Source organism: Streptomyces sp. SAI-135 (assembly GCF_029893805.1).
Taxonomy (GTDB): domain Bacteria; phylum Actinomycetota; class Actinomycetes; order Streptomycetales; family Streptomycetaceae; genus Streptomyces.
Genome location: NZ_JARXYP010000002.1, coordinates 2,705,380 through 2,729,594, shown reverse-complemented (window position 1 = coordinate 2,729,594; position 24,215 = coordinate 2,705,380). Strand labels below are relative to the sequence as shown.

Genomic DNA, 24,215 nt, shown 5'->3' with positions numbered 1-24,215 from the left:
CAAGCATCGACGCAGAAGATCCTGACACCGGGGTAATCCGTGAAAAAGCTCTCCGCACGACGACGCCACCCGCTGGCGGCGCTCGTCGTCCTACTCCTCGCGCTGGCATGCACCGGGGGGCTGTACGCCGTGTTCGCCCCCGCGGACAAGGCGAAGGCAGATGAAACCGCCCAGTCCCTGGCCATCGACGAGGGCAAGAAGCTCTTCGCCGTAGGCTGTGCCAGCTGCCACGGCACCGGCGGTCAGGGGTCCTCCGACGGTCCGAGCCTCGTGGGCGTGGGCGCCGCGGCCGTCGACTTCCAGGTCGGCACCGGCCGTATGCCGGCCCAGCAGCCTGGTGCGCAGGTTCCGCGCAAGAAGGTCATCTACACGCAGGCCGAGATCGACCAGCTGGCCGCGTACATCTCCTCGCTGGGCGCGGGTCCGAACATCCCGACCGAGGCGCAGTACGGCCCCGACGGTGCCGACATCGCCAAGGGCGGCGAGCTGTTCCGTGACAACTGCACCCAGTGCCACAACTTCACCGGCAAGGGTGGCGCGCTGACGCACGGCAAGTTCGCGCCGAGCCTCGAGGGCGTCGACCCGAAGCACATCTACGAGGCCATGCAGACCGGCCCGCAGAACATGCCGTCGTTCCCCGACACCACGCTGTCGGAGCAGAACAAGAAGGACATCATCGCGTACCTGAACGCGGTCAACGGCGACGACACCGTGAGCCCCGGCGGCCTTGAGCTGGGCGGTCTCGGCCCGGTCTCCGAAGGCCTGTTCGCCTGGATCTTCGGCCTCGGCGCGCTGATCGCGGTCGCCGTCTGGGTCGCCGCTCGGACCGCAAAGGCCAAGAAGTCATGAGTAGCCAAGACATTCCAGAAGAGAACCTGCCCGCAGAGCAGGACGCGCACGGCGCGGTCGGTGTCGCGGACGAGAAGAACCCGTTCGCGGACCCCGGCCTGCCGCCCCACGAGCACCGGGTGCAGGACATCGACGAGCGGGCCGCCAAGCGGTCCGAGCGCACGGTGGCCATGCTCTTCACAGTCTCGATGCTGTCGACGATCGGGTTCATCGCCTCGTACGTGGCCATCCCCCACGACAAGTCGATCTACGTCTTCCCGATCGGCCACATCAACGCGCTGAACTTCGCGCTGGGCCTGACCCTCGGTCTCGCCCTCTTCGCGATCGGCGCGGGCGCGGTCCACTGGGCCCGCACCCTGATGTCCGACGAGGAGATCGCCGACGAGCGTCACCCGATCGAGGCGTCCCCCGAGGTCCGCGCGAAGGTCCACGCGGACTTCAAGCAGGGTGCCAAGGAGTCGGCGCTCGGCCGTCGCAAGCTGATCCGCAACACGATGTTCGGCGCGCTGGCCCTGTTCCCGCTCTCCGGCGTCATGCTGCTGCGCGACCTCGGTCCGCTGCCCGGCACCAAGCTCCGCCACACCATGTGGCGCAAGGGCCTCCAGCTCGTCAACATGAACACCAACGAGCCGCTGCGCCCCTCCGACGTCCAGGTCGGCTCGCTGACCTTCGCCAAGCCCGAGGGCCTGGAGGAGCACGACGAGGAGTTCCAGACCGAGATCGCCAAGGCCGCCCTGATGATCGTCCGCATCCAGCCGGACAACATCAAGGACAAGCGCGAGCTCGAGTGGTCGTACGAGGGAATCGTCGCGTACTCGAAGATCTGCACCCACGTCGGTTGCCCGATCTCCCTGTACGAGCAGCAGACGCACCACGTGCTCTGCCCCTGCCACCAGTCCACCTTCGACCTCTCCGACGGTGCCCGGGTGATCTTCGGCCCCGCCGGTCACGCCCTGCCGCAGCTGCGCATCGGCGTGAACGACCAGGGTTACCTCGAAGCGCTCGGCGACTTCGAGGAGCCCGTCGGTCCTGCATTCTGGGAGCGCGGATGAGCACTACAGAGTCCACCGGATCCCGCTCACGCGGGAAGGCACCGGCCGGCGAGCGCGTCGCCGACTGGGCCGACGGCCGGCTGGGGATCTACTCCCTGGCCAAGGCCAACATGCGCAAGATCTTCCCCGACCACTGGTCGTTCATGCTGGGTGAGGTCTGCCTCTACAGCTTCATCATCATCATCCTCACGGGTGTGTACCTGACGCTGTTCTTCCACCCGTCGATGAACGAGGTGGAGTACCACGGCAGCTACGTCCCGCTGCAGGGACAGCTGATGTCCGAGGCGTTCAACTCGACCATGCACATCTCCTTCGATGTGCGCGGTGGTCTGCTGATCCGGCAGATCCACCACTGGGCGGCGCTGATCTTCCTCGCCGGCATGTTCGTGCACATGATGCGTGTGTTCTTCACGGGCGCGTTCCGCAAGCCGCGTGAGGTCAACTGGCTGTTCGGCTTCCTGCTGTTCGTCCTCGGCATGTTCACCGGCTTCACCGGTTACTCGCTCCCGGACGACCTGCTCTCCGGCACCGGTGTCCGCTTCATGGAGGGCGCGGTCCTGTCCGTGCCGATCGTCGGCACGTACCTGTCGTTCTTCCTGTTCGGCGGCGAGTTCCCGGGCGGCGACTTCGTGGCCCGCTTCTACTCGATCCACGTCCTGCTGCTGCCGGGCATCATGCTCGGCCTCGTGGTGGCGCACCTGATCCTGGTCTTCTACCACAAGCACACGCAGTTCGCGGGCCCCGGCAAGACCAACAACAACGTCGTCGGCATGCCGCTGCTGCCGGTCTACATGGCCAAGGCCGGAGGCTTCTTCTTCCTGGTCTTCGGTGTCATCGCGGTCATCGCGGCGATCGCCTCCATCAACCCGATCTGGGCCATGGGTCCCTACCGTCCCGACCAGGTGTCCACGGGCGCCCAGCCGGACTGGTACATGGGCTTCTCCGAGGGCCTGATCCGTGTCATGCCGGGCTGGGAGATCAACTTCTGGGGTCACACGCTCGTCCTGGGCGTCTTCATCCCGCTGGTGATCTTCCCGCTGGTCCTGGTCGCGATCGCGGTCTACCCGTTCATCGAGTCCTGGGTCACCGGCGACAAGCGCGAGCACCACATCCTGGACCGCCCGCGCAACGCCCCGACGCGTACGGCCTTCGGTGTCGCGTGGATCACCTGGTACTTCGTCCTGCTGATCGGTGGTGGAAACGACCTCTGGGCCACCCACTTCCACCTGTCGATCAACGCCATCACCTGGTTCGTGCGGGTCGCGTTCTTCGTCGCCCCGGTCCTGGCGTTCGTCGTCACCAAGCGGATCTGCCTCGGCCTCCAGCGCCGCGACAAGGACAAGGTGCTGCACGGCCGCGAGTCCGGCATCATCAAGCGCCTGCCGCACGGTGAGTTCATCGAGGTGCACGAGCCGCTCAGCCAGGAGCAGCTGCACACGCTCACGGCGCACGAGCAGTACAAGCCGGCCGCGATCGGCGCCACGGTCGACGAGAACGGCGTCGAGCGCAAGGTCAAGGGCTCCGAGAAGCTGCGCGCCAAGCTGAGCGAGGCGTACTACGGCGAGGAGTCCCAGATCGCCAAGCCGACCGTCGAGGAGTACAAGGAGATCACGAGCGGCCACGGCCACCACTGATCCCCGCTTGTCGCTGCGCTCGCCACGGCGCGGTGGAGGGGCCCCGTCCGAACACCGGACGGGGCCCTTTGCCGTGCGGGTTCGGCTGCGGGTCGGTGGGGGCGGGCGCTCTTGCGCAGTTCCCCGCGCCCCTGAGATGCCTGCGGCGGCCCGTTGCGGTCTGTGGGCTGGATAGGGTGTGGGCACGGTTTTCTACGACATCTGGAGCGGCCCCATGAGCGCTGTGACCCCCGCTGGAGGCGACACCGCGGCGGGCCGTTCCTGGCCCGAGGTACTGAACGCCCTGCTGTACGGCCGTGACCAGAGCGCCGACGCCACGGCGTGGGCGATGGACCGGATCATGCAGGGCGAGGCGACCGACGCGCAGATCGCCGGCTTCGTGGTCGCCCTGAGGGCCAAGGGCGAGACGGTCGAGGAGATCAACGGGCTCGTGCGGACGATGTACGCGCACGCCAACGTGATCGAGGTCCCCGGGCGGACGGTGGACATCGTCGGCACCGGTGGTGACGGCGCCAAGACCGTCAACATCTCCACCATGTCGGCGATCGTCGTGGCCGGCACCGGTGCCACGGTGGTCAAGCACGGCAACCGGGCCGCCTCCTCCGCGTCCGGCGCCTCGGACGTCCTGGAGAAGCTCGGCGTCAACCTGGAGCTGACCCCGCGGCGGGTGGCCGAGGTGGCCGAGGAGGCCGGGATCACGTTCTGCTTCGCCATCAAGTTCCATCCGGCGCTGCGCCACGCGGGCGCCGCCCGCGGCCAGTTGGGCATCCGCACGGTGTTCAACATCCTCGGGCCGCTGACCAACCCCGCCCGGGTGCGCGCCCAGGCGGTCGGGGTCGCGGACCCGCGCATGGCACCGGTCGTCGCCGGCGTCTTCGCCGAGCGCGGCCACTCCTCCCTGGTCTTCCGCGGTGACGACGGCCTCGACGAGCTGACCACCACGTCGACCTCCCGGGTCTGGGTCGTCCGCGACGGCAAGGTCGCCGAGGAGAGCTTCGACCCCCGGGACGTCGGCATCGACCTGGTGCCGGTGGAGGCCCTGCGGGGCGGTGACCCGGCGTACAACGCGGAGGTCGCCCGCCACCTGCTGGACGGCGAGAAGGGCCCGGTCCGCGACGCCGTACTCCTGAACTCGGCGGCCGCGCTGGTGGCCCTGGACCCGGGGACGGGGACGCTGGCCGAGCAGCTGCGGGCCGGGATGGACAAGGCCGCGGAGGCGATCGACTCGGGCGCGGCGAAGCGGACGCTGGAGCGCTGGGTGGCCGCGAGCAACGCGTAGCGTCCTGCGGGGTGTCGTCCCGCGATCCGGACACGGGTTGCGGGACGACGATCACCTCGCGTAGGTTTTTCGACCAGGTCATGAGTGACAGTCATGAGGCCCCGGCCGACTGTCCGGCAACCCTCCGTCCGTGGCGGGGTGCCCCGGGTGAAGACCAGGCCGTAGGCAGCGAGGTCTGCGGCAAGCGCGGATCCCTCACGAACCAGGGATCCTGGTCGTTCGAGGAGTCTTCCGTGAGCCAGCGAATGCGATAGGGCCGCCGAGCCCCGCCTCCGCGCACCCCTCTCACCTTTACTTTCACGGGAGTTCCCCATGTCCGTCTCCACCGCTGCCTCCGCCCCGACCATTTGTGCCCCGCTGCCCGTTCTGGGCCGGGATGTCACCGTCCCGCTCGTCACCGGCGGCGAGGTCACCTACGCGGCGCTCGACTACGCGGCCAGCGCACCGGCCCTCCAGCGGGTCTGGGACGACGTGGCCGCGTACGCCCCCTACTACGGCAGCGTGCACCGCGGCGCCGGCTACCTCTCGCAGCTGTCGACCGACCTGTTCGAGAACGCCCGCAGGACCGTCACCGAATTCCTCGACTGCCGCGACGACGACCAGCTGGTCTTCACCCGCTCGACCACCGACTCGCTCAACCTCCTCGCCGCCGCCCTCCCCGCGGACTGCCAGGTCTTCGTCTTCGAGACCGAGCACCACGCGAGCCTGCTGCCCTGGAAGGACGCCCAGGTCAGCTACCTCGACGCCCCGCGCACCCCGCGGCAGGCCGTCGAGACCCTGGAGACGGCCCTCGCCGCCCGTACTGCATCCGTTCAAGAGGGCCACGGCCCGGCCCTGGTGTGCGTGACCGGCGCCTCCAACGTCACCGGTGAGCTGTGGCCGGTCCGCGAGCTGGCCGCCGCCGCCCACGCGCACGGCGCGCGGATCGTCCTGGACGCCGCCCAGCTCGCCCCGCACCACCCGGTGAGCGTCCGTGACCTCGACGTCGACTGGGTCGCCTTCTCCGGCCACAAGCTGTACGCCCCCTTCGGCTCCGGTGTCCTGGCCGGCCGCGCCGACTGGCTCCAGGCGGCCGACCCCTACCTCGCGGGCGGCGGCGCCAGCCGCAAGGTCACCCGGCGCGAGGACGGGGGAGTGGACGTGGAGTGGCACGACAGCGCCGCCCGCCACGAGGCCGGCTCCCCGAACGTCATCGGCGCCTACTCCATCGCCTCGGCCTGCAAGGCGCTGACGGAGACCGGTTTCGACAGCCTGGTGGCCCGCGAGCAGCACCTGATCGAGAAGGTGAAGGCCGGCCTCGCCGAGGTCCCGGAGGTCCGCGTCCTGTCCCTCTTCGGTGACGACGCCCCCCGCGTCGGCGTGCTCTCCTTCGTCGTCGAGGGCTGGAACAGCTCCCACTTCGCCGCCGCCCTGTCCGCCGAGTACGGCATCGGCGTCCGCGACGGTCTCTTCTGCGCCCACCCCCTCGTGCGCACCCTCCTCGGCAGCGACCCGCAGTCCCAGGGCGAGTGCGGCGCCCCCGAGGCCGCGCCCGGCGAGAAGTCCCTCAACGCGATCCGGGTGAGCTTCGGCGCCGGCACGCCGGACGAGCACGTGGAGCGGTTCGTGCAGGCCGTGAAGGAACTGGTCGCGGACGGTGCGAAGTGGACGTACCGCACCGAGGACGGGCGCTGCGTCCCGGTCGTCTAGGACGGCGACGGCCGGCACGCGTATACCCTCCCCCTCAGCAGCCGTACGGAAAGCAGGGGGAGCACGGGGTGCAGGAGCTGCGCGAGACGGACCCGCGGACCATCGGGCCCTACGAGGTCCTGGGCAGACTCGGGTCCGGCGGCATGGGCGAGGTGTATCTGGCCGAGGCGCGCGGCGGACTGCGGCTGGCCGTGAAGGTGGTACGGGCCGAACACGCCGAGGACCGCACCTTCCGCGCCCGGTTCCGGCACGAGGTGCGGGCCGCGCAGACGGTCGGCGGGGCGGGCACGTACACCGCGCGGGTCGTGGACGCGGACACCGAGGCCGCGCGGCCCTGGATGGCCACGGAGTTCGTGCGGGGACCCAACCTGCGGGACGCGGTGCTCGACCGGGGACCGCTGCCCGGGGACGCGGTACGGCTGCTGGCGGCCGCGCTCGCCGAGGCGCTCGCCGCGATCCACGCCAAGGGGCTGGTGCACCGGGACCTCAAGCCCTCCAACATCCTGCTCGCGCCGGACGGCCCCCGGGTCATCGACTTCGGGATCGTCCGGGCCCTGGAGGGCACCGCCCTGACCCGGACCGGCGTGGTCGTCGGATCGGTCGGCTATCTCTCGCCCGAGCAGATCCGCAACGGTGCCCAGGTGGTGCCGGCCAGCGACGTCTTCTCCCTGGGTGCGGTCCTCGCTTACGCCTCCGGCGGGAAGGAGCCTTTCGGCGAGGGGCAGGATTCGGTCGTTCTGCTGCGGATCCTGACCGGTGACGTGGACCTGACCGCCGTACCGGAGGAGCAACTGCCCCTGGTGCAGGCTTGTCTGCGGGACGGCCCCGGCGCGCGGCCGACGCCCGCGGAGCTGGTCGCGGCCGCGGGACACACCGCCGCCTCGCTGCGTGAGGGGCTGCGGCCCGGGTGGTACGCGCCCGGAGCCGTGCGGGAGCCCGAGGCCGCCCGGAGCGGCGCGCACTGGGTGCCCGGGCACGACTCGGGGGAGCGGGGCAGCCGGGTCGAGTACGTGGCGCCGGTGACCGTCACGGACGTCCCCGCGGTCGCCCCTGTGACACCCGCCCCCGCCCCGCCGTCCCGGCGCCGGCTGCTGCGGGCCGTGGCGGGCGGCGTCGGAGTCGTGGCCGCCGGAGGCGCGGGCGGATGGCTGTGGCTGCGGGACTCGGCGGACGGACAGGCGACGACCGGGGCGGGGTCCCCGGCGGGCACTCCCGCGACGGGCTGGCAGTACAAGGTCCAGGGACTCGGCGGGCGGCGCGGCCCCTGCGCGGCCGTCTCACCGGACGGCACACGGGTCTACGTCGGCGGCGCGGACGGCGCGCTGCACGCGCTGGACCTGGACGGACGGACCGTGTGGCGGACCGAGCTCGGCGCTGAGGCGATGTCCCCGCTCGCCACCGCCGACGGCGTGTACTGCCTGCTGGAGGACGGCCAGGAGGGCGCTTCCAAGCTGTGCGCGCTCGGCCGGAGCGGCAAGGTCCGCTGGACCAGGACGTTCGCCGCGAACAGCCAGTTCCCGGTCGCCGCGGGCCGCCTGGTCCTGGTGTCCTACGGCGACGGCTCGGACGCGGGCGGGGTGCGGGCCTACGCCCCCGACGGCAGCGTGCGCTGGACCGCCCCGACCGGCGCCGCGCCCACCAGCGAGCCCACCGTGGCGGACGGGGTCGTCTACGTCGGCACCTTCGGCGACCAGGTCCAGGCCCTGGACGCGAAGAGCGGCAAGCGGCTCTGGGCGACGGCGGCGGGCCCCGACACCGGGCGCCCCGCGCTCGTCGGGGACACCCTGGTGGTCGGATCGGGCGGCGAGCGGACACTGCACGGCATCGGCCGCACCGGCAAGCCGCTGTGGCACTCGGCCAACGACAAGGTGTACGGCGGCCGCTACTTCACCTGTGTGCCCTTCGGCGGGCTGGGCGTCACCGCCTCCGACTACGAACTGGTCGCCCTGGACCCCGCCGACGGATCGACGGTGTGGTCCTTCCGCTTCACCGACGAGGGAAACCAGTACAGCGACCCCACCGTCTTCGGCGACACCGTCTACGTGCGCCACGGCTCGACGCTCTACGGCATCGACCGCAGGGGGAAGCGGACCTGGCACCGGCGCGTCGAGGGCGGCGCCTCCATCGGCACCCAGAGTCCGGTCGTCCGGGACGGCCGCGTGTACGCCGCGAACGCCGACGGCATCACGGTCCTCGCGCTCGGCTCCTAGGGCCGGTCCGGGACGATCAGCTGTCGAGGCCGATCGCGAACGCGGCCTCCAGGTCGTGCTGCGAGTAGGTGCGGAAGGCCACGTGGGTGTCCGTCGCCTCGACGCCGGGGATCTTGCTGATGCTGCCGGGGATGACCTCGGCGAGGTCCTCGTGCTGCTTGACCCGGACCATGGCGATCAGGTCGTACGTGCCCGTGACGGAGAAGACCTCGCTCACGGACTCCAGCGCGGCGATCCGCTCCGCGATCTCGGGGATCCGGTCCACGCTGGTCTTGATGAGGACGATCGCGGTGATCACGGCTGGTTCTCTCCCTCGGGGGCCGGGGCTGGGGCGGCCCTCACTCTAGTCGTACGGCCGAAACGCACCCAGGCGAAGACCAGGCCGAGGCCGAAGCCCACCAGATGGGCCAGATAGGCCACCCCGGGGCCGTCGGTCGCCCGGCCCGCGGCGAGCCATTGCAGCGCGGCCCAGAACGGCAGGACGACCCAGGCGGGGAAGCGCAGCGGCAGGAAGAAGAGGAACGGCAGGAGACTGGTCACCCGGGCCCGGGGAAACAGGAAGAGAAGCGCGCCGAGGACCGCCGAGATCGCCCCGGAGGCCCCGACCAGGGACTGCCCGGAGTCGGCGTTGGCGGCCGCGTAGCCCAGCAGGGCGAGGTAGCCGCAGCCGACGTAGAAGAGGAGGAACTGCACCCGGCCCATCCGTTCCTCGGTCATCACCCCGAAGACGTAGAGGAAGAGCATGTTGCCCAGCAGGTGCACCCAGCTCCCGTGCACGAACAGCGCGGTGGCCGGGGTGAGGGCGGCACCGGGTGAGCCCTCGAAGAGTTCGGCGGGGACCACGCCCCAGCGGCGGAAGTACGCCCGCTGGGCGGCCAGGGCCGCGTCCCCGGAGCCGTAGGCCGGGTCGAGACCCGAGGCGGGGCCGATCACGAAGACCAGACAGCACAGGGCGATCAGGCCGTATGTGACCGGAGCCGGCCCCCAGAGCGCGCCGCGTGCTCCACCGAGTGTCACCCTCCAGTTGCGGATCATGAACACAGAGCATGACGTAACGGGACGCAACCGAACAGAGTGCCTCGCCGCCGGACGGGTCCCGTGGACGCCCGAGCGGCGAGTACCCGCCAGGCCGTAGGGTTACGAGCCACACGCACCGGGACGCCGGTGTGTCACTGACAATGGCTAGCAGGAAAGAGCACAGTCACGATGACGGTTCCCCTCCCGACCGCCTCGACGCGGTGGCGCTGCACCCTCTGCGGCAACCTCACGCGCTTCGATGTGACCCGCTCGTCGAAGGTCGTCGAGTACGTCCACCTCGACCTGGCGGGAGAGCCGAAGGTCGAGGAGCGCGAGGTGGTCAGTGAGACCATCGAGTCGGTGCGGTGCCGCTGGTGCAACGCCGTGGACCAGGTGGAGCTCGTGGACAGGCCGGGCGCCGGTTCCTGACAGGGCCGGCCCCGCACAGTGATGGGGTGTGACGGATGGTGGAGACACAAGGCGGGGAGCCGGGCGACGGCGCCGCCGAGGTCCTCGACCGTCCGCTGCCCGACGGCGTGCGGCGCAGGGTCGTGCACATCGTCTCGGAGGGGTTCGGCGGGCTGACCGTCGGCGAACTGCCCGCACAGCTCAGGCAGTACGCGCGCTTCGCGCCGAACCGGCGGGCCAAGTTCGCCGGCAACGCGATGGCGGCCGCGCTGGAGACCGATCCGCTCTTCCGCCAGCGCATCGGGGAGAAGTTCAGAGAGGCCCAGCCGGAACTCTGCGGCGCCCTCGACTCCGGCGCCCCGCCCCCGGCCGCGGACCCGCTCGACGTGGCGGCCGCGGCCTATGTTCTGCGTCCCACCGGCTGGGTCAAGCTGGTCACCGCGGCCGGCGAGGAGGCCCAGCGCGCCGACGCCGAACGGGCCGACGAGGAGAGCCGCGCCGAGCTGGAGCGGCTGCGCGGGGAGCTCACCGCCGCCCGCGAGCAGACGCGCACCGAGACCGAGCGGCTGCGCACCGAGCTGGAGTCCACCAAGAAGGAAGCCGAATCGCTTCACCGCAAGCTGCGTGCGGCACTCAGTGACGTCAAGCGCGGCGAGGCGGCCCTGCGCAAGCTGCAGGGCGAGATGGAGGCCGTGCGCGCCGAGGGCCAGGCCCAGGTGTCCGCCGCCGAGAGCGAGTCCCGGCGCCTGAAGGCCCGCCTCGGGGAGGCGGAGGCCGCGCTGGAGGCCACGCGCAGAGCGGCACGGGAGGGGCGCAGTGTCGAGGACATGCGCGTGCGTCTGCTTCTGGACACCGTTCTGGACGCGGCCCAGGGCCTGCGCCGGGAGCTGGCCCTGCCGCCGGTGTCCGTCAGGCCCGCCGAGACCGTGGACGCGGTCGAACCGGGCCGCATGACCCCGAAGGACATCGCCGCGCGGGCCCTGTCCGAGAACGACCCGGCGATCCTGGACCAGCTTCTCGCCCTGCCCCAGGCGCACTTGGTGGTCGACGGCTACAACGTCACCAAGACCGGCTATCCCCAGATGCCGCTGGAGAAGCAGCGCCTCAGGCTCCTCGGGCAGCTCTCGCAGCTCGCCGCGCAGACCGGGGCGGAGGTGACCTGTGTCTTCGACGGGGCCGAGCTCGCCGCGCCGGTGCTGCTCGCGCCGCCGCGCGGAGTGCGGGTGCTGTTCTCGAAGGCGGGCGTCACCGCCGACGAGTTGATCCGCCAGCTGGTGCGCGCCGAGCCGCCCGGGCGGCCGGTGATCGTCGCCTCGACGGATCGCGAGGTCGCCGACGGCGTCGCCAAGGCGGGGGCGCGGCCGGTGGCTTCTGCGGTGCTTCTGAAGCGGCTGTCCTAAACCTCAAAGTTCGGGGTTTAGTGCCCGAATTGGCGGTATCGTCACGCAACGTAGTGTCAAGCCCGCCTCACTGCACGTGAGTTGTGTGTAAAGAATGCATGGCGTGACAGGATTTTGCTCCTGAGGATTTGAACTGATCACGGGATGGTCACTAGGGTCTGCTCTCGAACCTCCGAGCGGGTGATCACTCAAAAGAAGGAGTTCACCTCCGTGGCGTCCCATCGTCGACCCAAGCAGCCGAGCCGTACGCGCGTGACCGTGCTCACGACCGCAGCCGCTGCCGCCGTGGCCCTCAGTGCCAATGCCGCCAATGCCGCGCCGAGCGAGAAGCCGAGCAAGGACGAGGTCAAGGCGAAGGTCGACGCCCTCTACGAGCAGGCCGAGCAGGCCACCGAGAAGCTCAACGGCGCCAAGGAGAAGCAGGAGAAGCTCCAGAAGGAGATCTCCACCATCCAGGACGACGTGGCCCGCGGCCAGGACGACCTGAACGAGCTGCGCGACTCCATGGGCCTCGCCGCCGCCGCGCAGTACCGCACCGGCACCATCGACTCCTCGCTCCAGCTCTTCCTGTCGTCGAACCCGGACGACTACCTGGACAAGGCCTCCACCGCGGACCAGCTCAGCTCCCAGCAGGTCGAGGCGCTGAAGAAGATCCAGGAGAAGCAGCGCGAGCTGGCCCAGGACCGCGCCGAGGCCTCCGAGAAGCTCAAGGACCTCGCCAGCACCCGCGCCGAACTGGCCAAGCAGAAGAAGGCCGTTCAGGGCAAGCTCGCCGAGGCGCAGAAGCTCCTCAACTCGCTGACGGCCGCCGAGAAGGCCGCCCTCGCCGCCGCCGACGCCCGCGCCAGCCGTTCCGCCAGCTCGCGCGTGGACCTCGGTGACGCCCCCGCGTCCTCCGCCCGGGCCCAGGCCGCCTTCAACGCCGCCCAGACCCAGCTCGGCAAGCCCTACGTCTACGGCGCCACCGGCACCGCCTCCTACGACTGCTCGGGCCTGACCTCCTGGGCCTACGCGCAGGCCGGCATCACCATCCCGCGCACCTCGCAGGCCCAGGCCAACGCCGGCACCCGCATCTACTCCCAGAGCGACCTCAAGGTCGGCGACCTGGTCATCTTCTACGGCGACCTGCACCACGTCGGGCTGTACGCGGGCAACGGCCAGATCATTCACGCCCCGCGCACCGGTACCGTCGTGCGCTACGAGTCGATCAACAACATGCCGTTCCAGTTCGGCGTGCGGATCTGAGCCCTTCGGCGTCTCAAGATCGCCACGACTCGCCCCCCGTTCGGGCGAATCGCGACAACCTCGTCTGACTCCACGCCCCGCCCATGACCTGCGTCTGAGGCGGGGCGTCACTTTGTGCACCCCCTGAGGTCTTTGGCCGGGTCCCGTTCCCGGGGCTACTGTCTGCCGCGTTCTCGTCCGCCAAGGGAAGGAGCGCGGCCTCCGTGGGGTTCCATCGCCGCCTGGTCCAGACGTCCGGGTTCAACCGGGGCGCCGGTGCCGCCCTGTGCGTGCTGTCCGCGGCGGCCGCCGCGCTCGGCGCCGTACCGGCCGCCGCCGCTCCCTCCGACGACACCCGGGCCGAGGTGGACCGCCTCTACGAGCAGGCCGAGCAGGCCACGGACGCCTACAACGAGGCCGACGAGCGCGCCGACTCGCTGCGCGAGGAGGTCAGCACCGCCCAGGACGGAATCGCCCGCCAGCAGGAGCGCATCAACGCCATGCGGGAGAGGCTCGGTTCACTGGCCGGGGCCCAGTACCGCGCGGGCGGCCTCGACCCGTCCCTCGCGCTGCTGTTCTCCGACGACCCGGACGAGTACCTCGACAAGGCGGCCGCTCTGGACCGCATCAACGCCCACCAGGCGGGCGAACTGAAGGACCTCCAGGAGGCCATGCGCGAACTCGCCCAGGAGCGCGGCGAGGCGGCCCGCAAACTCGGCGAACTGGAGAAGAGCCGCAAGGCCGTCGCCGCCCACAAGCGGACCGTCGAGAAGAAGCTCGCCCGGGCGCGTGAGCTGCTCAACTCCCTGCCGTCCGACGAGCGCGCCGCCTACGACCGGGCCTCCCGCTCCGGTCGCTCCGCGATGCCCGACCTCTCGGGGGCCGTGGCGCCCTCGGGCCGGGCGGCCGCCGCCGTGGCCGCCGCCCAGTCCGCGGTCGGCAAGCCGTACGTGTGGGGCGCCAACGGGCCCAACGGCTTCGACTGCTCGGGCCTGATGCAGTGGTCGTACGCCCAGGCCGGCGTCTCCCTGCCGCGTACCTCGCAGGCCCAGCGGCACGCCGGCCGCCAGGTGCCCCTCTCCCAGGCACGGCCCGGCGATCTGGTCACCTACCGCGGCGACGCCAGCCATGTCGGCATGTACGTCGGCAACGGCCAGGTCGTGCACGCCCCGTACCCCGGCGCCCCGGTGCGCTACGACCCGGTGGGCATGATGCCGGGGGCGACGGTCACGCGCCCCTGACCGACGGCCGCGATACCCGTACGATCGGGAAACATGGCTGGTCGACGGCGGGTGCCGAAACACGGTGCGGTGGTGCTGTGCCTGCTGCTCACCTCGCTGGTGGCCTGCGGCGGCCGGCCGACCGCCACGGACGCCGCCGAGGCGGACGTACAGCACGTCCTCGACCTGCGGGCGGCGGCCGTCCTCGACCGTGACGGGGCGGCGGTGGCCGAGACCGGTGCCGCGAGCTGGTTCCAGGACGTCAGCGCGGTGCCGCTGGCCTCGTGGGCCTACAAGGTCACCGGAGTGCACCGCACCGGCGCCACCGCCACCGCGGACGCCGAACTGCGCTACCAGGTCCAGGGTTACGACCAGGCGCCCGTCACCGTCGCCCGCACCCTGGCCCTCTCCCTGGACGCGGCCGGCCGGTGGTACGTGAAGGACGAGAAGCCCGCGAAGAAGGCCCCGCAGCAGCTGTGGGACCAGGGCGAGGTGACCGTCGTCCGCGGCAGGCACAGCATCGTCCTCGGTGTCGGCCAGTCCGGCGAGCGGCTGCACGCCTTCGCCGACCTCGCCGACGACGCCGTGCCCGCCGTGTCCGACGCCTGGGGCCCCGCGTGGTCCCGGCACGTCGTCGTGCTCGTACCGAGGTCCCTGGACGGCATGGCGGGGCTGCTCGGCTCGCCCGCCTCCTCGTACCGCGGGATCGCGGCCGTCACCACCGGCGAGACCGGGGCCCCCGCGCAGGCGCCCGCGGACCGGATCATCGTCAACCCGGACGCCTACGGCCTGCTCGGCAACCTGGGCAGGCAGGTCGTGCTCACCCACGAGACCACCCATGTCGCCACTCGCACCGCCACCACCGCCGCGACCCCGCTGTGGCTGTCGGAGGGGTACGCCGACTGGGTCGGCTACCGGGGCAGCGGGCGCACCCCGGCCGAGGTCGCGCCGGAGCTGGGGGAGGCCGTGTCCGCGGGCCGGGTGCCGAAGGCCCTGCCGTCCGACGCGGACTTCGGCTTCGGCGGCAGCGCGTCCGCCCTCGCGATGTCCTACGAGGGCGGCTGGCTGGCCTGCCGGCTGATCGCGGACCGCTGGGGCGAGGCGAAGCTGGGCGAGTTCTACCGGTCCGTGGGCACACACAGGAAGCGCCCGGGAGCGGTGGAGGAGGCCATGGCGGACGTACTCGGCACCGACCTGGCGTCCTTCACCACCGAGTGGCGTCAGTACCTGCGGGATCAGCTGGCCTGAGCGGACGACTCCGGCGGCTCAGGAGGACGCCGAGGTCTCCCGGGCCGGGGCGGTGGGCTGATCCGGCACCGGGGCCGGCGGGGTCCGCTTCGGGACCGTCGCCCGCCACAGTTCGCGCATGCCGAGGGCGGTGGCGGCGACCAGCAGGCCGTTGCGCACGAGCAGCAGGGTGATGCCGAGGGGGCTGCTGCTCACCACGTCCGCGAACCAGATCGGGAACTCCAGGACCGTCACGAAGCACGCCACCAGCACCAGGAGGGCCGGCACCCCCATCCGGCTGGCCCGGAAGCACAGACAGGCCGCCGCGAGGCCGACCAGCCACACCATGTACTGCGGGCTGATCACCCGGCTGGTGGTGGTGAACATCAGCACCGCCACCAGGGCCGCGTCGGCCGTCGTGTGCGCCTCGAACCGGGAGGCCGTCAGCCGCCACAGCAGCAGCACTCCGAAGGCCATGCCGGTCAGCGTCAGCGCGGCCGTGCTGACGGTGGTCACCCAGGGCCCGAGGAACTCCACCGAGCCGTAGTTCAGCAGCACCTGGCCGTTCCAGCCGTGGTGGCGGGCGATGTGGAAGACCAGCGAGCCCAGCGACTCCACCTCGGTGCCCCGCTCCCGCTGGAAGGTCAGGAAGGCGAAGGCCCCGGGCATCGACACCGAGAACAGTCCGGCCACCACCGCGACCGTCACCGCCGCCGAGGCCCACACGCTGCGCCTGCGGATGCCGACCAGGATCAGCGCCGGCCACACCTTCAGCATGGCCCCGAAGCCCACCAGGGCCCCCGCCACCTTCGGGTGCCGGGCGGCCGCGAGGACCGCGGCGACCGCCACCGCGGTCACCATCACGTCGTAGCGGGAGTAGACGGTCGGGCCGAGCAGGGGTACGCCCGCCACCCACACCCAGGCCCCCCGCAGCCGCCGCCCGTCGCGCAGGCCCGCGTACAGCAGCAGGAGGAGGACGACCAGGTCCGCGGCGAAGGCCATGAGGAAGAAGGCCTGGGTGTACTCCAGGAAGGGCAGCAGCGCGGGGGAGAGGATCGCGAGGGCCGCGGCGGGCGGGTACTGCCAGGTCACGTCCTCCTGCGGGAACGTTCCGGTGCGCAGGACGTCGTACCAGCCCTGGTAGATCACCGACACGTCACTCGTGACGTCCGGGCCCGGGAAGACGTACACCCGGAAGACCCACAGCAGGAGGAGCAGCCTGGTCACGCCCCAGGTCAGCAGCAGTCCGGTCAGGGACCACCGCACGGCCTTCGTCTCCACGTGATCCCCTGCCGTTCTCTTCCGGTCTTGAGGGGAACATGATGTCCCGCTCTCCTGTGAGGGTGCCATAAACGTGGCCGTGCCCGGCTGTGAGCAGCCGGTTCGGTAGGGTCTGCGGCGATGCACAAGACCCTGATCGTGACGAACGACTTCCCGCCCCGCCCGGGTGGCATCCAGGCGTTCCTGCACAACATGGCGCTGCGGCTCGACCCCGAGCGGCTGGTCGTCTACGCCTCCACCTGGAAGCGGAGCCGGGAGGGCGTCCAGGCGACGGCCGCCTTCGACGCCGAGCAGCCCTTCACCGTCGTACGGGACTCCACGACCATGCTGCTGCCGACGCCCGGGGCGACCCGCAGGGCCGTCGGGCTGCTGAGGGAACACGGCTGTACGTCGGTGTGGTTCGGGGCGGCGGCGCCGCTCGGGCTGATGGCGCCCGCGCTCCGCAGGGCCGGGGCCGGGCGGCTGGTGGCGACGACCCACGGACACGAGGCGGGGTGGGCCCAACTGCCCGCCGCTCGGCAGCTGTTGGGCCGTATCGGCGAGTCGACGGACACGATCACCTACCTCGGGGAGTACACGCGGTCGCGGATCGCCGCCGCGCTGACGCCCGAGGCCGCCGGGAGGATGGTGCAGCTGCCGCCGGGGGTCGACGAGAAGACCTTCCATCCCGGGTCGGGCGGGGACGCCGTGCGGGCGCGCCTCGGGCTCACGGACCGGCCGGTGGTCGTGTGCGTCTCGCGGCTCGTGCCGCGCAAGGGACAGGACACCCTCATCCTCGCCATGCCGCGGATCCTGGCCGCGGAGCCGGACGCCGTCCTGCTGATCGTCGGCGGCGGGCCGTACGAGAAGGAGCTGCGCAGGCTCGCCCACGAGACCGGTGTCGCCGGTTCCGTCCGCTTCACCGGGGCGGTGCCCTGGTCGGAGCTGCCCGCGCACTACGGCGCCGGTGACGTGTTCGCGATGCCGTGCCGGACCCGCCGGGGCGGCCTCGACGTCGAGGGGCTCGGGATCGTCTACCTGGAGGCCTCGGCGACCGGGCTCCCGGTGGTCGCGGGTGACTCGGGGGGCGCCCCGGACGCCGTGCTCGACGGCGAGACCGGGTGGGTCGTGCGCGGCGGTTCCCCGGAGGAGGCCGCCGAGCGGATCGTCGTCCTCCTCGGCGACGCGGAACTGCGGAGGCGCATGGGGGAGCGGGGGCGGGAGTGGGTCGAGGAGAAGTGGCGCTGGGACTTGTTGGCGGAAAAGTTGAAGGCATTGCTATAGCCGGAGGCCGATAATCCGCCCATGCTGCGGCCATGACAGCAAAACTGATGCAGCGTCAGCTGACTAGACGTCAGATCCTTGGTATGGCCGCCCTCCAGACGGCGGCCACTCTCGGCTTCACCCGCGTCGGGCTCCAGTCGGCCCGTGCGGACGAGCCCGCCGCGGTCGAGTCCGCGCCCGCCATCGTCGTCGGCTCCGGCTACGGCGCCTCCGTCGCCGCCCTCCGCCTCGGACAGGCGGGCATCCGCACCCTGGTCCTGGAGATGGGCCGGCTGTGGAACACCGCCGGCTCCGACGGCAAGGTCTTCTGCAACACCGCCGACCCCGACCAGCGCTCCATGTGGTTCCGCACCCGCACCGAGGCCCCGCTGGCGACCTTCCTGTGGCTGGACGTCGTCAACAAGGACATCACCCCCTACCCGGGCGTCCTGGACCGCGTCCGCTTCTCCGACATGTCCGTCTTCGTGGGCCGCGGGGTCGGCGGCGGCTCCCTGGTCAACGGCTCGATGGCGGTCACCCCGCTCCAGTCCTACTTCGCCGAGCAGTTCCCGACCGTCGACACCGCGGAGATGTACGGCACGTACTTCCCGCGCGCCCGCGCCATGCTCGGCGTCAACACCATCGACCCGGCCTGGTTCGAGTCGACCGAGTGGTACCGGTTCAGCCGGGTCTCCCGAAAGCACGCCCAGAGGACCGGCCTGAAGACCACCTTCGTGCCCAGCGTCTACGACTTCGGCCACATGCAGCGCGAGGCCGCCGGCACCGCCACCAGGTCGGCCCTCGGACAGGAGGTCATCTACGGCAACAACTTCGGCAAGAAGAGCCTCGACAAGACGTATCTGGCGTCCGCGCTCGGCACCGGCAACGTCACCATCCACACCCTGGAGAAGGTCACCGGCATCAGCCGGGCGAGCGACGGCGGCTGGGTGCTGACCGCCGACCGCATCGACTACACCGGCGCGGTCGTCGAGACCAAGCAGTACGGCTGCACCTATCTGTTCCTCGGCGGCGGCAGCCTCGGAACCAGTGAACTCCTGCTCCGGTCACGGCAGTCGGGCGCCCTCCCGGCGCTGGACGCGAGCGTCGGGGCCGGCTGGGGGCCCAACGGCAACACGATGCTGGGGCGGGCCAACCACCTGTGGGACACCGTCGGGGCCAACCAGTCGACCATGCCGGTCATGGGCATCGACGACTGGGCCAACACCGACAACCCCGTCTTCGCCGAGATCGCGCCTTTGCCCACGGGACTGGAGCACTGGGTCAGCCTGTACCTGGCGATCACCAAGAACCCGCAGCGCGCCAGGTTCTCGTACGGCAGCGGGGGGCTGGGCCTCGACTGGAGCGCGGCGCAGAGCGCGGTCTCCTCCGGCATGGCCAAGAAGCTCTTCGACCGGATCAACGCCGCCAACTCGACCATCTACCGGTACGACCTCTTCGGTTCGCCCAGCAGGGTCTTCGCCGACGACTTCACCTACCACCCGCTGGGCGGCTGCGTGCTGGGCAAGGCCACCGACAACTACGGCCGGGTGAAGGGCTATTCGAAGCTCTACGTCACCGACGGCTCGCTGATCCCCGGCAACATCGGGGTGAACCCGTTCGTCACCATCACCGCGCTCGCCGAACGGACGATGGCGCGGGTCCTCGTGGAGGACACCGCGCCATGACGAGCCGTCAGGAGGCGTACTACTTGGCGTAGATCGCCTCGATCTCGTCCGCATAGTCCTTCGCCACCACATTGCGCTTCAGCTTCAGCGACGGCGTGAGGTGGCCCGTCTCCTCCGTGAACTGGGAGGACAGAATGCGGAACTTCCGCACCGATTCCGCCTTCGACACCGCGGCGTTGCCGTCGTCGACCGCGGCCTGGATCGCCGCGTTCAGGTCCGCGTCCCCGGCCAGCGATGCCGCGGTGGAACCCGCCGGCTTGCCGTGCTCCTCGGCCCAACGGCCCAGGAACTCCTCGTCGATGGTGACCAGCGCGCCCACGAACGGCCGCCCGTCGCCCACCACCATGCACTCCGCGACCAGCGCGTGCGCCCGGATGCGGTCCTCGATCACGGCCGGGGCGACGTTCTTGCCGCCCGCGGTGACGATGATCTCCTTCTTGCGGCCGGTGATCCTGAGGTAGCCGTCCTCGTCGAGGGTGCCGATGTCACCGGTGTGGAACCAGCCGTCGGTCAGCGCCTCGGCCGTGGCGGCCTCGTTGTTCCAGTAGCCCTTGAACAGGTGCTCGCCGTGCAGCAGCACCTCGCCGTCGTCCGCGATCCGGATCACCGAGCCCGGCAGCGGCTGCCCGACGGTGCCGATCTTCGTGCGGTCCCAGGGGTTGAACGCGGTCGCGGCACAGGACTCGGTCAGGCCGTAGCCCTCCAGGACCGTGAAGCCGATGCCGCGGAAGAAGTGCCCGAGCCGCTCGCCCAGCGGGGCGCCGCCGGAGATGGCGTACTCGCCCCGGCCGCCGAGGACCGCGCGCAGCTTGCTGTAGACGAGTTTGTCGAAGGTCTTGTACTTGATCTTCAGGCCGAGCGACGGACCCGACGGGGTGTCCAGGGCCTTGCTGTAGGCGATCGCCGTGTCGGCCGCCTTGTCGAAGATCTTGCCCTTGCCGTCCGCCTGCGCCTTGGCGCGCGCCGAGTTGTAGACCTTCTCGAAGACCCGCGGGACGCCGAGGATCAGCGTCGGCCGGAAGGAGGCCAGTTCGTCGGTGAGCTGCTTGATGTCCGGGACCATGCCCAGCTTGATCGGAGCCATCATCGGCGCGATCTGCACCAGCCGGCCGAAGACGTGCGCGAGCGGCAGGAAGAGCAGCACCGAGCACTCGCCGGTGCGGAACAGCGGGCGCAGCCGCTCCACGATGTTGCCGCACTCCGCGAAGAAGCTGCGGTGGGTGAGCACACAGCCCTTGGGGCGGCCGGTGGTGCCGGAGGTGTAGACGATGGTCGCCGGGTCGTCGGCCTTCGCCAGCGAGCTGCGCTCCTCGACGGCCCCGTCACTGATGTCCTTGCCCGCGCGGCCCAGTTCCTCGATGCCGCCGCCCTCGATCTGCCAGACGTGCTTGAGCGCGGGCAGGTTCTCGCGCACCGACTCGACGGCCGCGCGGTGCGAGTCCAGCTCCACGACACAGGCGGTCGCGCCCGAGTCGGACAGGATCCACTGGATCTGCTCCGGCGAGCTCGTCTCGTACACCGGCACGGTCACCGCGCCCGCGCACCAGATCGCGAAGTCGAGCAGCGTCCACTCGTAGCGGGTGCGGGACATCAGACCGACCCGGTCGCCCGGCTGGACACCGGAGGCGATGAGACCCTTGGCGGCGGCGTGCACCTCGGCCAGGAAGGCCGTCGCCGTCACGTCCTGCCACTGACCGCCCACCTTGCGGGCGATGACGGCGACGTCGGGATGCTGCGCGGCGTTTCTACGGACGATGTCGGTGAGATTGCCGTCCGCAGGGACCTCGTACAAAGCCGGAAGGCTGAACTCGCGCAAGACTGCTGCTCCTAATAGGGCGCCGGCGCCACGACGTTGTGTGATGCGACGGTCGGTCCAAGGCTCGGGCAGGTGCTCAGGGATTCAGTAATTGAATGCTGAGCACGACTGGACTGCCCGGACGTTACCCGCCGGTATGGCTTCTTCGACAGGGGGGTCCGGCGAGATGTTCGCTGCGTCACACGGATTGGGGTTCTTCGCGCACAGTAGTCCACCTGCTTACTGACTGGCCAGTAACCGCAGGCCCGGTCGGCACTGTTCACGTATGCCGCACAGGCCTACTCTTGATCGTCATGGCACCCACACCGGCCGGAAACCGGAAGACACGCGTCCATGTGGTCAGCGACGTGCACGGCAACGCCCGTGACCTGGCCAGAGCCGGCGAGGGTGCCGACGCCCTGATCTGCCTGGGCGACCTGGTTCTGTTCCTCGACTACGCCGACCACTCCCGGGGCATCTTCCCCGACCTGTTCGGGGTGGAGAACGCCGACCGGATCGTGGAACTGCGCACCGCCCGCCGCTTCGAGGAGGCCCGCGAACTCGGCGCCCGGCTGTGGGGCGGCATCGGCGCCGACCGGGGCTCGGTGATCGAGACCGCGGTGCGCAAGCAGTACGCCGAGATGTTCGCCGCGTTCCCGACACCGACGTACGCGACCTACGGCAATGTCGACATGCCGCCGCTGTGGCCGGAGTACGCCGGACCCGGCACGACCGTGCTCGACGGCCAGCGGGCCGAGATCGGCGGCTGGACGTTCGGCTTCGTCGGCGGCGGTCTGCGGACGCCCATGCGGACGCCGTACGAGGTCAGCGACGAGGAGTACGCGGCGAAGATCGAGGCGGTCGGCGAGGTGGACGTGCTGTGCACGCACATCCCGCCGGAGGTGCCGGAACTGGTCTACGACACGGTGGCGCGCCGGTTCGAGCGGGGCAGCCGGGCGCTGCTGGCCGCGATCCGCCGCACCAGACCCCGGTACTCCCTGTTCGGTCACGTTCACCAGCCCCTGGTCCGCCGGATGCGGATCGGCGCCACGGAGTGCGTGAACGTGGGGCACTTCGCCGGGAGCGGGAAGCCGTGGGCGCTGGAATGGTGAGTCCGTCCGCGCGGTAGCCTTCACGCTGCACAGACGTGCGCACCACCCTTCCTCACCGGACCGTATCTGGAGGAGCCACGGCGATGGCGGAACACACCAGTTCGAGCATCACGATCGACGCTGCGCCGGCCGACGTCATGGCCGTGATCGCCGACTTCGCCCGCTACCCGGACTGGACGGGCGAGGTGAAGCAGGCGGAGGTGCTCTCCACGGACGCGTCCGGCCGCGCCGAGCAGGTCCGGCTGGTCATGGACGCGGGCGCGATCAAGGACGACCAGGTCCTCGGCTACACGTGGACCGGCGAGAACGAGGTCTCCTGGACGCTGGTCAAGTCCCAGATGCTGCGACAGCTCGACGGTTCGTACGTGCTGAAGCCGGCGGGGGCGGGGGCGACCGAGGTCACCTACCTGCTGACCGTCGACGTCAAGATCCCGATGCTGGGGATGATCAAGCGCAAGGCGGAGAAGGTCATCATCGACCGGGCGCTGGCGGGGCTGAAGAAGCGGGTCGAGTCGGGGCGATAGGGGTTCGTCGGTTCGCTGTCGGCTGCGGGCCGGTGGGGGCTGATCGCGCAGTTCCCCGCGCCCCTGGGTGGGTGCAGTCGTCGATCGCCCAGCTGCACCCAGCTTCTTGGGGGCGCGGGGAACTGCGCGACCAGCCACGACGCGCCCGCAGCCACAAGACGGCACAGCGAGGCACATCTCCGGCGTCCACTACGGTTCACCCCTATGCGCACCATCCTGATCACCGGCCCCGGCGGCAGCGGCCGCACCACCGTCGCCGCCGCCACCGCGCTCGCCGCCGCCCGCGAGGGCACCCGCACCCTGGTGCTGAGTGCCGACCGCACCGACACCCTCGGCACGATCCTCGGCGTACCGACCGGCGCGACCCCCGCCCAGGTCACCCCGGCCCTCACCGCCTGGCGCCCCGACGCCACCGCCGGATTCCGCGACGACCTCGCCGGGTTCCAGGACCGTGCCTCGAACGTGCTCGACCTGCTCGGCGCCTCCCGGCTGGACCCCGAGGAGGTCACTCCCCTCCCCGGCGCGGAGGAACTCACCCTGCTGCGCGCCCTGCGCGACGCCGCGCTCTCCGAGCGGCACGAACTGCTCGTCGTGGACCTGCCGCCCGTCCCGCAGGCCCTCGCCCTGCTCTCCCTGCCGGAGGAACTGCGCCGCTACCTGCGCCGGCTGCTGCCCGCCGAGCGCCAGGCGGCCGCCGGCCTGCGTCCCGTCCTCGGACGGCTCGCGGGTGTCCCCATGCCCTCGGAGTGGCTGTACGAGACCGCCGCCCGCTGGGACACCGAGCTCGGCGCGGTCGAGGCCGTCCTCGCCGACCGGCAGGCCGTCGTGCGCCTGGTCGCCGAACCCGGCCCCGCCGGCTCCGACGCCGTACGTGCCGCCGGCCTCGCCCTCGCCCTGCGCGGCCTGCGCCCCGACACCCTGGTCGCCAACCGCGTCGCACCGGAGGACTGGCCCCCGGGACTCGTGGCCCAGCAGCGCAAGGTCCTGGAGGAGTGGCAGGAGTCGTACGACGTCCGGAGCGTCCCGCATCTCGGCCACGACCCGCGCGGCGACGACGACCTCGCCGCGCTCGGCGTCCCGGGAGTCAACGCGACGACCTCCACCGTCGAGTGGCCCGTCGTCGACCAGCTCGCCGAGGACGGCGTCCTCGTCTGGCGCATCCCGCTGTCCGGCGCCGTCCGCGACGAGCTCGACCTGGTCCGGCGGGGCGACGAACTCGTCGTCAGCGCCGGGCAGTTCCGCCGGATCGTCCCGCTGCCCTCGGCCCTGCGCCGCTGCACCGTCGCCGGCGCGGCCCTGCGCGAGGACGAGCTGCGGATCAGGTTCGCGCCGGACCCGGATCTGTGGCCCCGCACCCCGTGAACCGG

Annotated in this window: 20 protein-coding genes and 1 riboswitch; of the genes, 16 read left to right on the top strand and 4 right to left on the bottom strand. The window is 71.1% G+C overall.

Translation table 11 applies throughout. The features are described 5' to 3' along the window. Positions 1–39 precede the first annotated feature (39 nt). The 6 genes from M2163_RS16840 (at position 40) to M2163_RS16815 (ending at position 8,713) form a co-directional block, all read left to right on the top strand. Positions 40–849, top strand: a complete 810-nt coding sequence (locus tag M2163_RS16840) for a c-type cytochrome (protein ID WP_280851961.1) — start codon at positions 40–42, stop codon at positions 847–849. Continuing rightward, entirely contained in the window at positions 846–1,901 is a 1,056-nt protein-coding gene (locus M2163_RS16835) for a Rieske 2Fe-2S domain-containing protein (RefSeq protein ID WP_280851962.1), read from the top strand. The genes M2163_RS16840 and M2163_RS16835 overlap by 4 nt, the downstream gene beginning before the upstream one ends. Then, entirely contained in the window at positions 1,898–3,535 is a 1,638-nt protein-coding gene (locus M2163_RS16830) for a cytochrome bc complex cytochrome b subunit (RefSeq protein WP_280851963.1), read from the top strand. Before M2163_RS16835 ends, M2163_RS16830 begins: the two co-directional genes overlap by 4 nt. A 214-nt stretch (positions 3,536–3,749) precedes the next feature. Beyond that, positions 3,750–4,814 (top strand): anthranilate phosphoribosyltransferase, encoded by a 1,065-nt coding sequence (trpD, locus tag M2163_RS16825; protein ID WP_280851964.1) that lies wholly within the window; start codon positions 3,750–3,752, stop codon positions 4,812–4,814. A gap of 76 nt (positions 4,815–4,890) precedes the next feature. Then, positions 4,891–5,007, top strand: a riboswitch (SAM riboswitch). 119 nt (positions 5,008–5,126) lie between these two features. Further along, entirely contained in the window at positions 5,127–6,503 is a 1,377-nt protein-coding gene (locus M2163_RS16820; protein ID WP_280894345.1) for an aminotransferase class V-fold PLP-dependent enzyme, read from the top strand. Positions 6,504–6,571: 68 nt separating this feature from the next. After that, positions 6,572–8,713 (top strand): serine/threonine-protein kinase, encoded by a 2,142-nt coding sequence (locus M2163_RS16815; RefSeq protein ID WP_280894344.1) that lies wholly within the window; start codon positions 6,572–6,574, stop codon positions 8,711–8,713. A gap of 16 nt (positions 8,714–8,729) precedes the next feature. Here M2163_RS16815 and M2163_RS16810 read toward each other — a convergent pair whose 3' ends face one another. Both M2163_RS16810 and M2163_RS16805 read right to left on the bottom strand, forming a co-directional pair. Next, positions 8,730–9,011: an Lrp/AsnC ligand binding domain-containing protein gene (locus tag M2163_RS16810; RefSeq protein WP_020137395.1), complete on the bottom strand. Its 282-nt coding sequence runs from the start codon at positions 9,009–9,011 to the stop codon at positions 8,730–8,732. Beyond that, positions 9,008–9,748 (bottom strand): rhomboid family intramembrane serine protease, encoded by a 741-nt coding sequence (locus tag M2163_RS16805; RefSeq protein WP_280851968.1) that lies wholly within the window; start codon positions 9,746–9,748, stop codon positions 9,008–9,010. Before M2163_RS16805 ends, M2163_RS16810 begins: the two co-directional genes overlap by 4 nt. 171 nt (positions 9,749–9,919) lie before the next feature. On the opposite strand from M2163_RS16805, the gene M2163_RS16800 reads away from it, so the two are divergent. The 5 genes from M2163_RS16800 to M2163_RS16780 all read left to right on the top strand — a co-directional run bounded on the left by M2163_RS16800 (position 9,920) and on the right by M2163_RS16780 (position 15,230). Next, positions 9,920–10,159, top strand: coding sequence for a hypothetical protein (locus tag M2163_RS16800; RefSeq protein WP_037719539.1), 240 nt, complete (start codon positions 9,920–9,922; stop codon positions 10,157–10,159). A 35-nt stretch (positions 10,160–10,194) separates the two neighbouring features. Further along, positions 10,195–11,538, top strand: a complete 1,344-nt coding sequence (locus M2163_RS16795) for an NYN domain-containing protein (protein WP_280894343.1) — start codon at positions 10,195–10,197, stop codon at positions 11,536–11,538. Positions 11,539–11,748: 210 nt separating this feature from the next. Beyond that, positions 11,749–12,783: a C40 family peptidase gene (locus tag M2163_RS16790; RefSeq protein ID WP_280851970.1), complete on the top strand. Its 1,035-nt coding sequence runs from the start codon at positions 11,749–11,751 to the stop codon at positions 12,781–12,783. Positions 12,784–12,986: 203 nt separating this feature from the next. Further along, positions 12,987–14,003 carry a C40 family peptidase gene (locus tag M2163_RS16785; RefSeq protein WP_280894342.1) on the top strand — a complete coding sequence of 339 codons (1,017 nt, stop codon included), beginning with the start codon at positions 12,987–12,989 and terminating at the stop codon, positions 14,001–14,003. A gap of 33 nt (positions 14,004–14,036) precedes the next feature. Beyond that, complete coding sequence (locus tag M2163_RS16780; RefSeq protein WP_280894341.1) at positions 14,037–15,230, top strand: hypothetical protein; 1,194 nt, start codon at positions 14,037–14,039, stop codon at positions 15,228–15,230. A gap of 18 nt (positions 15,231–15,248) precedes the next feature. Here the strand turns inward: M2163_RS16780 and M2163_RS16775 are convergent, their stop codons facing one another. Next, on the bottom strand, positions 15,249–16,490 hold the full coding sequence (locus M2163_RS16775) for a glycosyltransferase 87 family protein (protein WP_280894340.1): 1,242 nt from the start codon (positions 16,488–16,490) through the stop codon (positions 15,249–15,251). Between the two features lie 120 nt (positions 16,491–16,610). Between M2163_RS16775 and M2163_RS16770 the strand changes: the two genes are divergently transcribed. Together M2163_RS16770 and M2163_RS16765 are read left to right on the top strand one after the other, a co-directional pair. Then, complete coding sequence (locus M2163_RS16770; protein WP_280894339.1) at positions 16,611–17,753, top strand: glycosyltransferase family 4 protein; 1,143 nt, start codon at positions 16,611–16,613, stop codon at positions 17,751–17,753. Positions 17,754–17,836: 83 nt separating this feature from the next. Next, complete coding sequence (locus M2163_RS16765; protein ID WP_280897267.1) at positions 17,837–19,417, top strand: GMC oxidoreductase; 1,581 nt, start codon at positions 17,837–17,839, stop codon at positions 19,415–19,417. Between the two features lie 19 nt (positions 19,418–19,436). Here the strand turns inward: M2163_RS16765 and M2163_RS16760 are convergent, their stop codons facing one another. Beyond that, complete coding sequence (locus tag M2163_RS16760; protein WP_280851976.1) at positions 19,437–21,233, bottom strand: AMP-dependent synthetase/ligase; 1,797 nt, start codon at positions 21,231–21,233, stop codon at positions 19,437–19,439. 293 nt (positions 21,234–21,526) lie between these two features. Between M2163_RS16760 and M2163_RS16755 the strand changes: the two genes are divergently transcribed. From M2163_RS16755 to M2163_RS16745, 3 genes are all read left to right on the top strand, one after another. Beyond that, positions 21,527–22,324 carry a metallophosphoesterase gene (locus tag M2163_RS16755; RefSeq protein ID WP_280894338.1) on the top strand — a complete coding sequence of 266 codons (798 nt, stop codon included), beginning with the start codon at positions 21,527–21,529 and terminating at the stop codon, positions 22,322–22,324. Between the two features lie 83 nt (positions 22,325–22,407). Beyond that, entirely contained in the window at positions 22,408–22,848 is a 441-nt protein-coding gene (locus tag M2163_RS16750; protein WP_280851978.1) for an SRPBCC family protein, read from the top strand. A 204-nt stretch (positions 22,849–23,052) separates the two neighbouring features. Then, positions 23,053–24,210 (top strand): ArsA-related P-loop ATPase, encoded by a 1,158-nt coding sequence (locus M2163_RS16745; protein ID WP_280851979.1) that lies wholly within the window; start codon positions 23,053–23,055, stop codon positions 24,208–24,210. Positions 24,211–24,215 lie beyond the last annotated feature (5 nt).

Excerpts from the sequence above, each read along its gene's own strand:
- M2163_RS16835 (WP_280851962.1), top strand. The coding sequence starts at position 846 with ATGAGTAGCCAAGACATTCCAGAAGAGAACCTGCCCGCAGAGCAGGAC.
- M2163_RS16830 (WP_280851963.1), top strand. The coding sequence starts at position 1,898 with ATGAGCACTACAGAGTCCACCGGATCCCGCTCACGCGGGAAGGCACCG.
- trpD (WP_280851964.1), top strand. The coding sequence starts at position 3,750 with ATGAGCGCTGTGACCCCCGCTGGAGGCGACACCGCGGCGGGCCGTTCC.
- M2163_RS16820 (WP_280894345.1), top strand. The coding sequence starts at position 5,127 with ATGTCCGTCTCCACCGCTGCCTCCGCCCCGACCATTTGTGCCCCGCTG.
- M2163_RS16805 (WP_280851968.1), bottom strand. The coding sequence starts at position 9,748 with ATGATCCGCAACTGGAGGGTGACACTCGGTGGAGCACGCGGCGCGCTC.
- M2163_RS16800 (WP_037719539.1), top strand. The coding sequence starts at position 9,920 with ATGACGGTTCCCCTCCCGACCGCCTCGACGCGGTGGCGCTGCACCCTC.
- M2163_RS16795 (WP_280894343.1), top strand. The coding sequence starts at position 10,195 with ATGGTGGAGACACAAGGCGGGGAGCCGGGCGACGGCGCCGCCGAGGTC.
- M2163_RS16780 (WP_280894341.1), top strand. The coding sequence starts at position 14,037 with ATGGCTGGTCGACGGCGGGTGCCGAAACACGGTGCGGTGGTGCTGTGC.
- M2163_RS16770 (WP_280894339.1), top strand. The coding sequence starts at position 16,611 with ATGCACAAGACCCTGATCGTGACGAACGACTTCCCGCCCCGCCCGGGT.
- M2163_RS16765 (WP_280897267.1), top strand. The coding sequence starts at position 17,837 with ATGGCCGCCCTCCAGACGGCGGCCACTCTCGGCTTCACCCGCGTCGGG.
- M2163_RS16755 (WP_280894338.1), top strand. The coding sequence starts at position 21,527 with ATGGCACCCACACCGGCCGGAAACCGGAAGACACGCGTCCATGTGGTC.
- M2163_RS16750 (WP_280851978.1), top strand. The coding sequence starts at position 22,408 with ATGGCGGAACACACCAGTTCGAGCATCACGATCGACGCTGCGCCGGCC.
- M2163_RS16745 (WP_280851979.1), top strand. The coding sequence starts at position 23,053 with ATGCGCACCATCCTGATCACCGGCCCCGGCGGCAGCGGCCGCACCACC.